The 250-nt window shown below is 38.8% G+C and carries 1 protein-coding gene; it reads right to left on the reverse strand.

What is annotated here, in order from left to right; translation table 11 throughout:
• Positions 1 to 37: 37 nt before the first annotated feature.
• A partial coding sequence (locus AB4232_RS22385) for a hypothetical protein (protein WP_372088054.1) occupies positions 38 to 250 on the reverse strand: 213 nt, incomplete at its 5' end.

The following is a 250-nucleotide window of genomic DNA, read 5'->3' on the forward strand; positions in this document are numbered from 1 at the left end:
CCATATCAGGACGGGTCAGGGATAACTTTGGACTAAGTTAATTGCCTAGTTCTGTGATGTTGGAGTATTCATAGTCAATCGAGTCCGTTCTATTCAAACCAAAATTTTCTGTGAATGAACTAACAGTGTAAAGAATATCGTCTGTTCTGGAATCATGCTGGACGTCAAATGACAACAGATGTTCATGCCCAAATAAAGTAACGGTTTCGCTGTAACTAGAGTTAATCAGTGAGATTTGGTTACCTTGTTC

Source organism: Vibrio sp. 10N.286.46.A8 (assembly GCF_041470165.1).
GTDB lineage: Bacteria > Pseudomonadota > Gammaproteobacteria > Enterobacterales > Vibrionaceae > Vibrio > Vibrio tasmaniensis_A.